The organism is Streptomyces sp. NPDC060035 (assembly GCF_042736635.1).
In the GTDB taxonomy this organism is placed as follows: Bacteria; Actinomycetota; Actinomycetes; order Streptomycetales; family Streptomycetaceae; genus Streptomyces.
Genome location: NZ_JBHWVO010000013.1, coordinates 213,374 through 222,173, shown reverse-complemented (window position 1 = coordinate 222,173; position 8,800 = coordinate 213,374). Strand labels below are relative to the sequence as shown.

The following is an 8,800-nucleotide window of genomic DNA, read 5'->3' as shown; positions in this document are numbered from 1 at the left end:
GCGCTTGCTCTCCCAGGTACCGGAGGCGGCCCTCACATGCCGGTCGGTGTTCTCGATGTCACTGAACGATCGGACGATCACGGTGGGATGGTGCCCTTCTTCCGGTTCCTCGTTCCAGGTGCGGTCATGCGGCGTCCTTGCGGCCGAGGCTCTCGAGCGGATGCTTCAGGCCGTGTTCAACCTGTCTCCCGCACAGCCTTGGAGAGAATCTGCAGGCCCTCGTCGAGCTCCTCCGAGGTGATGGTGAGCGGCGGCAGAACCTTGGCCACCTCCCCCTCCGGACCCGATGTCTCCAGCAGCAGGCCCAGCTCGAAGGCGCGGGCGCAGACGGCGGCGGCGCGGGACCCGTCGGGAAACTGCATGCCCCACACGAGGCCGCGTCCACGGACCCGGGCTTCGGTCTCCGGGTGCTCCTCGGCGCAGATCGCCAGGAGCGTCTGCTCGACCTGTTCGCCGCGGGCCAGGGTCTGCTTCTCCATCTGGCCGTCGGCCCAGTAGGCGTCGAGTGCGGCGGCGGCGGTGACGAAGGCCGGGTTGTTGCCGCGGAAGGTCCCGTTGTGCTCGCCGGGCTCCCAGATGTCCAGCTCGCCCTTGAAGAGGCAGAGCGACATCGGCAGACCGTAGCCGCTGATCGACTTCGACAGCGTGACGATGTCCGGGACGATGCCGGCCTCCTCGAAGGAGAAGAAGCCGCCGGTACGGCCGCAGCCCATCTGGATGTCGTCGACGATCAGGAGCATGTCCTGGCGGTGGCACAGGTCCTGGAGGGCCCGGAGCCACTCGGCGCGCGCGACGTTGATGCCGCCCTCACCCTGCACGGTCTCCACGATCACCGCGGCGGGCTTGTTCAGCCCGGATCCCTGGTCCTCCAGGAGCCGCTCGAACCAGAGGAAGTCGGGGACCGTGCCGTCGAAGTAGTTGTCGAACGGCATCGGGGTGCCGTGCACCAGCGGGATGCCGGCACCGGCCCGCTTGAAGGCGTTGCCGGTCACGGCGAGCGAACCCAGCGACATGCCGTGGAAGGCATTGGTGAACGAGACGACCGACTCGCGGCCCTTGACCTTGCGGGCGAGCTTCAGCGCCGACTCGACGGCGTTCGTCCCGGTCGGGCCGGGGAACATCACCTTGTACGGCAGGTCACGGGGGCGCAGGATCACGTTCTCGAACGTCTCGAGGAACGCGCGTTTGGCCGTCGTGGCCATATCCAGGCCATGGGTGATGCCGTCGCGCTCGATGTAGTCGATCAGCGCGCGTTTCAGCACCGGGTTGTTGTGGCCGTAGTTGAGCGATCCGGCACCGGCGAAGAAGTCCAGGTACGAGTGTCCGTCCTCGTCCGTCAACCGGGCGCCCTGCGCACGGTCGAACACTGCGGGCCAGCCGCGGCAGTAGCTCCGTACCTCCGACTCCAGGCGCTCGAAGACACTCAGGGCGTGCGGATTGGTCGTCATGACGCGCTCCTAGCGTGGAGAGTATCCGAGTGCTGGGCTTCGGACGACGGGATGGGTGGTCGGGCCAGTGGCCCGATGCGGTACAGGTGTTCGGACTCGTGTGTGTCGGGGAAGAGCCGTGCGGGAAACAGCAGCTCACGTTCCAGCGACGCCCCGTGTCGCTCGGCGAATGAGAGGAACAGCCGGTGTGATACCTCGTTCTCTGCACTGATCGTGGTCTCCAGGCTCTGGAGGTTGCCCCGGGACCGCAGGCGGGCGGTGAGGTGATCCAGCATGGCGCCGGCAAGACCACGCCCACGCCGATCCTCGTCCACGGCGATCTGCCAGATGACGAGCGTGCCGGGCAGTTCGGGACGGATGTACCCCGTCACGAAGGCGACGACCCCGCCCTCCTCGTCGCGGGCGACCACGGAGGTCGCCGCGAAGTCACGGCACCACAGCAGGTAGCTGTACGAGGAATTCACGTCGAGCACGCGGGAATCACGTGCGATACGCCACGCCGAAGCACCATCCTCGACCGTGGGCTCTTCCAGGCGCTCCGATTGGCTCACCATGGGTCCACACCTCCGTCTCACCGCAGTGCACAAGGCGGGGGCGTTTCCCGCTGGAAGCGTGTCGGCCCCTTCAGACAAAAGCACAAACCAGCGAATTTCGCATCCAATTCGCCGTCGAAACGCCTTTCAAAATGCGCAGTCAGGATAACAGCCCGCAGGCATCTCAGCATTGTCAATTTGTTTCTCTTGAGGAGCTCTGCCGAATCATGATAGGACGACGGTCCGCCCCGGGCCACATGACATCATTCGGTGGACGTCGACTGGAAGTTCAGGCAGCAGCTCCCCTGAGGTGGGCTACATCGGCCCCCGGCGCTCACCGGGTTCGCCGCAGCACGTTTTCGTTGCAGCGTGGCCGCCAACCGGGTGATTTCCTTATCGCGCACACGGATGGATCAGCGTTTGACCAAGTCGGGGGCACGCCCAGATGGAAGGCCACTGGGCGCCTGATAATCGGAAACGGAGGCATTAGCCTACTTTCCAGAAATTGACTATGGGAAGCACCGGCTTGCGACCGATTTCCCCGACTTCTACCGAGCACGCGGGATGACAGGCGTCGAGCGCTCAGAAGGACCGGCAAGAGGGAATCACTTTCGGTGCGGTGTCACGTGCGTGGCATCACCTACCAGAGCCGACAAACGGTTGGGCTTTTCGGTATCCGTACTGCGGGGCATGGGCAGCGCGGCTCCGGTGACGAGTTGGAGTCTTTCGTACCCGTCGAGCACACCGCCCAGGCGCGACGGATCAAGGGGCCGGAGGCGTTTCTCGGAGTTGAGCAAGCCGCCGTACTCGACCTCGACCGCGCCGTCACTGTCGAGCGACACCCGGTACGACGCCTCGTGGGGCGCCACCCGACTCCGCCGTGTGTCCTGGAATGTCGTTCCACGGCTCAGACTTCACGTGGGCAGACGGACACCGGCGTGCACCGGCGCGCACCGACAGGCACCGGATGCACTTCGTCGTCGACGAGGGCACTCGGCGACCGGCGCGAAGACCTGGGCCTCTGCCGAGGTCACCCTGGTCCGCCGGCGACAGCCGGCTCTGTCCTCCTGGCACCTGGACGGTCCATACGAACGTGGTGACAGCGCTGATCCGCAAGGACGGCCGGTCACCTGGCGAAGCCGCTCATGGCCGAGGAGCCGGTAGCGCCCTCCTGATCCCCACCCCAGGTCACACAGTCGGCCCGGTATCAGCCGAAAGAAGATGATACGGCGCTGCTGACGGCGCTACCCCGGTGTGACGCCGACCCGGCCTCGGTGGTCGGCACGGTGCGAGGCGTGCGGATGCCCGGTGGACCGCAGGGGGTCCGTGATTCCGGTGGCTGTCCCGTAGTGGGCCCTGGAGCGGGCGTGCGCCTCCGGTTCCGCACCCAATGCGTCGAGCCCCAGCAGCACCGCTCCGAGCACCGGCCGTTCGGCGACCACCCGCACCTCGGCCCGCGGAGCCCTCTGCGCCAGCAAGGTACGGATGCGGCCGTCCAACTGTGCGTGGCGGGCCGCCAGAACGCTGCCGCCCAGGAGCACCGGCACCTTCTCCGTGAGCAGGCCGAGGCGGGTCAGGGCGACGGTGGACATCGCCGCCACCTCGTCGGCCATCCGGTCCACCACGGCACGCGCGACCCGGTCCCCGTCCGCGGCCGTCGCGAAGAGCACCGGCGTCAGCTCGTGCCTGCGATGCGGTGCGAGGTGCGCAAGGTGCAGGGCTTCGATCAGCGCGTACATGGACGGGAGCCCGAAGTGCGCGGGCAGCGTCCGCATCAGCGCGGTGGGCTCGCCGCGGCCGTCCTCGGCGCGTGCGGCGAACCACAGCGCCTCCTCGGCCAGGCCGCCGCCGCCGCCCCAGTCACCGGAGAGACGGCCGATGGCGGGGAAGCGCGCGGTCCGGCCGTCGGGCAGCATGCCCGCGCAGTTGATCCCGGCGCCGCACACCACGGCCACACCTCGCGGCTCGGCATCCTCCGTCAGGCCGGCACGCAGCACCGCGAAGGTGTCGTTGCGTACATCGACGCTCCGGGCCCAGCCCCGGCGCCGGATCGCCTGGGCCAACTGCTTCTCCTCGACGGGAAGATCGGCGTTGGCGAGGCACGCGGAGACATGCCCGACGCCGACGGCGCCTGCCGCCGCGAGCGCCTGCTCGGCTGCTTCGGCGAGAACGTCCACCGCCTGCTCGACACCCACCCGGGGCGGCTGGAAGCCGCCGCCCCGGGCCGCACCGAGGACTGTGCCGTCAGCGGCGACGACGGCGACGTCCGTCTTGCTGTTCCCCGCGTCGATGGCGAGGAGGGAAGCGGTCAGGCCCACGCGAGGTGCTCCCGGTTGTGCGCTATCAGCTTGTCGGTGAGCGCCTCGGCGTACTCGAACTGGCCGACCAGGGGGTGCGCGAGCAGTGCCTGGAACACCCGGTCGCGGCCGCCGCGCAGGGCGGCGTCCAGGGCGAGGTCCTCGTACGCCGTCACGTGGCCGATGAGGCCGGAGTACAGCGGGTCGAGCTCCGGCACGGCCAGCGGGACGGCTCCCTTCGCGTCGATGGTGGCCTGGACCTCGATGACCGCGTCGTCGGGGAGGAACGGCAGGGTGCCGTTGTTGGCGGTGTTGACGACCTGGATGGGCGAGCCGCCCGAGCCGAGCAGGCCCGAGGCGAGGTCGACGGCTGCCTCGGAGTAGAAGGCGCCGCCGCGCTTCGCGAGCAGGGCGGGCTTCTCGTCGAGGGTGGGGTCGCCGTACATGGCGAGGAGTTCCTTCTCCATGGCGGCGACCTCGGCCGCCCGCGACGGCTTCGTGCCGAGCTCACGGACGACCTCGTCGTGCGCGTAGAAGTAGCGCAGGTAGTACGAGGGAACGACGCCGAGCCGGTCGACGATCGCCCGCGGCATGCGCAGGTCGCCGGCGAGGGCGTCGCCGTGTTCGGCGATCAGCCGCGGCAGTACGTTCTCGCCCTCGGGGCCGCCGAGGCGAACCCCGAGCTCCCAGGTGAGGTGGTTGAGGCCGACGTGGTCGAGGTGGATCTCTCCCGGGGTCACGTCGAGGAGTGCGGCGAACTTGCGCTGGAAGCCGATCGCGACGTTGCAGAGGCCGACGGCCTTGTGGCCGGCCTGGAGCAGGGCACGGGTGACGATGCCGACCGGGTTGGTGAAGTCGATGATCCAGGCGTCCGGGTTGGCGCGCCGGACGCGTTCGGCGATGTCCAGGACGACGGGGACGGTGCGCAGGGCCTTGGCGAGGCCGCCGGCCCCGGTGGTCTCCTGGCCGATGCAGCCGCACTCCAGCGGCCAGGTCTCGTCCTTGTTGCGGGCGGCCTGGCCGCCCACGCGCAGCTGGAGGAGGACCGCGTCGGCGTCGGCGACGCCCGCGTCGATGTCCGAGGTGGTGACGATCCGGCCCGGGTGGCCCTGCTTGGCGAAGATCCGCCGGGCGAGGCCGCCGACGAGTTCGAGCCGGTCGGGCGCCGGGTCGACGAGCACCAGTTCCTCGATGGGCAGGGTGTCCCGCAGCCGTGCGAAACCGTCGATCAGTTCAGGTGTGTAGGTAGACCCGCCACCCACTACTGCGAGCTTCATCAATCAGCCCTTTACTCCGGTGAGTGTGACGCCTTCGACGAAGGCCTTCTGTGCAAAGAAGAAAACGATGACGACCGGCACCATGACGAGGAGCGTCGCGGCCATGGTCAGGTTCCAGTTGACGCTGTGGGCGCTCTTGAAGGACTCCAGCCCGTAACTCAGCGTCCAGGAAGCGGGGTTCTGGGCCGCGTAGATCTGCGGCCCGAAGTAGTCGTTCCAGCAGTAGAAGAACTGGAACAGCGCGATGGCGGCGATCCCCGGCTTGGCCATCGGGACGATGATCGTCAGCAGCGTGCGGAGCTCCCCGCAGCCGTCGACGCGGGCCGACTCGATGTACTCCTTGGGGATGGTCAGCAGGAACTGCCGCAGCAGGAAGATCGAGTAGGCGTCGCCGAACGCCATCGGGATGATCAGCGGCCACAGGGTGCCCGAGAGGTGGAACTGCTGGGCCCACACCAGGTACATGGGAATCACGATGACCTGGGGCGGGAGCATCATCGTGGAGATGACGAGGATCATCAGCCCTCGTCGGCCGCGGAAGCGGAACTTGGCGAGCGCGTAGGCGACCGGGACGGCCGAGCAGACGGTGAAGAGCGTGCCGAGCCCGGCGTACATCAGCGAGTTCCTCCACCAGGTGAGGAAGCCCTCCGTACGAAAGACGGCCGTGTAGTTCTCCCAGTGCCAGGAGTCGGGCCACAGGTCGCCGCTCATGGCCTGCGCGTCGCTCATCACGGACGTCAGGAACACGAAGACGAACGGCAGGACGAACAGCAGCGCGATGGCCAGGGCCACGCTGTGGACGGCGATCCAGTTCAGCACGCGTTTGCGGCGGGCGCGCGCGGCCGCGGGGCCCTGCGCGCGTGAGGTGGACGGGGCCCTGGTAGCGGCCGGGGCTTCGATGGTCGTAGTGGTCACCGGAATCAGTCCTCCGCCGAGAGCAGGCCCGAGCGCTTACGCATGAGCAGCATGGTCACGGCCATCGCGATGGCGAACAGCACGAGCGACAGAACGCACGCCGCGCCGGTGTTGAAGTTCTGGAAGCCCATCGAGTAGACGAGCTGCGGGACAGTGAGGGTCGAGTGGTCCGGGTAGCCGGGCTGGATGACCGAACCCGGGCCGATCGAGACCCCGGAGGCGAGCTTCCCGGCCACCAGGGCCTGCGTGTAGTACTGCATCGTCTGGACGACGCCCGTGACCACCGCGAACATCACGATCGGTGTGATCGACGGCCAGGTGACGTAGCGGAACCTGGCCCACGCTCCCGCGCCGTCGAGCTCGGCGGCCTCGTACTGCTCCTTCGGTACGTCCAGCAGGGCCGCCATGAAGATCACCATCAGGTCGCCGATGCCCCAGAGCGAGAGCATGACCAGGGACGGCTTGGCCCAGTTCGGGTCGTTGAACCAGTTCGGACCGTCGACCCCGATGGCCGAGAGGATGCCGTTGACCGGCCCGGTCGCCGGGTTGAGGAGAAAGACGAAGGCGACGGTCGCGGCAACCGGAGGCGCCAGATAGGGGAGGTAGAAGGCCGTACGGAAGAAGCCGGGGCCGGTCTTGATCTTCGTGATCAGCAGTCCGAGCGTCAGCCCGAAGACCACCCGCAGCGCCACCATGATCACGACCAGCCAGAGGGTGTTCCACAGGGCGGGTCCGAACAGCGGCATCTGCTCGAAGACGTAGGTCCAGTTCCGCAGGCCGACGAAGGTCGGCCGCTGGATCTGGTTGTAGTGCATGAAGGAGAAATAGACGGTGGCGATCAGCGGATAGGCGAAGAAGACGCTGAACCCGATCAGCCACGGGGAGAGGAAGCCGAGCGTGCGCAGTCTGCGCCGCGCCGGCGTGGAAAGGGTGAGGGCCATGGTGTGGTGCTCCCGCGTCGGTCAGCTCTTCGACTGAAGGGTGTCTGCGTCGATCTGTTCGTCGAGCTCGCGCAGCCCCTTGTGCAGGTCAGGGATCCGTCCCGCCTCGGCGGAGTAGGAGAAGTCCTGCAGCGACGTGATGTACATGCCGCCGGTGGTGGACTGCGGCATGGCTTGGCTGTACTTGTTCTGCGCGATGTCGATGAACGTCTTGAACGTCGGGTCGGCGTCCAGGTCGGGCGACTTCAGCGCCGCATACGTCGAGGGCACGTTGTGGATCGCGTTGGCGAAGTCCACCACCTGACGGGTGTCCGTCGTCAGGAACTTGACCAGCTCCCAGGCCGCGTTCTGGTGCTTGCTGCTGTGGCCGATGCCGGTGACCGTGCCGGTCAGGTAGCCGCGCCCGTACGTGTCCGCCTGGTCGTCGGGCACCGGGAGCGGGGCCACGCCCCAGTCGAAGCCGGCCTTGGCCTCGTTCAGCATCAGACCGCGCCACTCGCCGTCGAGGTGCATGGCGAGCTTCCCGGTGAGGAAGGCGTTCTGCGCGGACGACTCGTCACCGAACGAGGTGCGGAACTTCTCCAGGGCGCCGTAACCGCCCTGCGCGTCCGCCAGTTGGCCGGCGACTCGGTAGAAGTCGGTCGTCGCCTTCTGCCCGGCGAGGGCCGAGTGCCCCTCCTTGTCGAAGTACGTGGGGCCCCACTGGCTGAACAGGCGGTCCGGACTGTTCTGGTACAGCCGGAAGTTGGGCATGAAGCCGACCCGCTTGTACGAACCCTTGCCGGAGCGCTCGGTCAGCTTCTTCGCGTCGATGACGAACTCCGACATGGTCCGCGGCGGACGGGCGATGCCCGCCTCCTGGAACGCGTCCTTGTTGTAGTACATGCCGAACGCGTCCGCGAGCAGTGGGAGCGCGCACTGATTGCCCTCGAAACTCGTGTACTGCAGAAGGCTCTTGGGGAAGATCTTCGCCTTGTCGACGCCGGTCTTGACCAGGAACGGATCGAGGTCCGCCCACATCCCGGATTCGCAGTACTGGCCCACGTTGTTGGTGGTGAACGATGTGATCACATCGGGTGCGCTGTCGCCACCGGCCCGCAGGGCCTGGTTGACCGTGGCGTCGGTGACGTTGCCGGTCGCCCGGACGTGGATGTTCGGGTGGAGCTTCTCGAAGCGGGCGATCGAATCGTTGATCGCCTTCACTTCGCCGGGCGACGACCAGCCGTGCCAGAACTTCAGTGTGACGGGGGCGGTGACGTCGTCCTCGGCGCTGCCGACGCCGGGGTTGGCGCAACCGGACAGCAGTAGTCCGGCCGTGGCGAGTGCCGCGGACACGCACGTGCGTATGCGCCATCGCTGCATGGCGGCTTCCTTTGCGGTGGTCTCCCC

At 67.7% G+C, this 8,800-nt stretch carries 8 protein-coding genes and 1 pseudogene; all 9 read right to left on the bottom strand.

Annotation, left to right across the window (positions count from 1 at the left end):
• A pseudogene (gene ectC / locus ACFWBQ_RS22095) lies at positions 1–81 on the bottom strand (L-ectoine synthase); the annotation flags it as partial.
• A 95-nt stretch (positions 82–176) separates the two neighbouring features.
• A complete protein-coding gene (gene ectB / locus ACFWBQ_RS22090; protein ID WP_385491568.1) occupies positions 177–1,448 on the bottom strand; it encodes a diaminobutyrate--2-oxoglutarate transaminase in 1,272 nt (423 codons plus the stop codon).
• Complete coding sequence (ectA, locus tag ACFWBQ_RS22085; protein WP_385491564.1) at positions 1,445–2,002, bottom strand: diaminobutyrate acetyltransferase; 558 nt, start codon at positions 2,000–2,002, stop codon at positions 1,445–1,447. Before ectA ends, ectB begins: the two co-directional genes overlap by 4 nt.
• 584 nt (positions 2,003–2,586) lie before the next feature.
• A complete protein-coding gene (locus ACFWBQ_RS22080) occupies positions 2,587–2,823 on the bottom strand; it encodes a hypothetical protein (protein WP_385491561.1) in 237 nt (78 codons plus the stop codon).
• Positions 2,824–3,225: 402 nt separating this feature from the next.
• Positions 3,226–4,299 carry an N-acetylglucosamine kinase gene (locus ACFWBQ_RS22075; protein ID WP_385491558.1) on the bottom strand — a complete coding sequence of 358 codons (1,074 nt, stop codon included), beginning with the start codon at positions 4,297–4,299 and terminating at the stop codon, positions 3,226–3,228.
• Entirely contained in the window at positions 4,290–5,555 is a 1,266-nt protein-coding gene (locus ACFWBQ_RS22070) for a 6-phospho-beta-glucosidase (RefSeq protein ID WP_385491555.1), read from the bottom strand. Before ACFWBQ_RS22070 ends, ACFWBQ_RS22075 begins: the two co-directional genes overlap by 10 nt.
• A gap of 3 nt (positions 5,556–5,558) precedes the next feature.
• Entirely contained in the window at positions 5,559–6,470 is a 912-nt protein-coding gene (locus ACFWBQ_RS22065; RefSeq protein ID WP_385491552.1) for a carbohydrate ABC transporter permease, read from the bottom strand.
• A gap of 5 nt (positions 6,471–6,475) precedes the next feature.
• Positions 6,476–7,411, bottom strand: a complete 936-nt coding sequence (locus ACFWBQ_RS22060; RefSeq protein ID WP_385491549.1) for a carbohydrate ABC transporter permease — start codon at positions 7,409–7,411, stop codon at positions 6,476–6,478.
• A gap of 21 nt (positions 7,412–7,432) precedes the next feature.
• Positions 7,433–8,773 carry an extracellular solute-binding protein gene (locus ACFWBQ_RS22055; RefSeq protein WP_385491546.1) on the bottom strand — a complete coding sequence of 447 codons (1,341 nt, stop codon included), beginning with the start codon at positions 8,771–8,773 and terminating at the stop codon, positions 7,433–7,435.
• Positions 8,774–8,800: the final 27 nt, after the last annotated feature.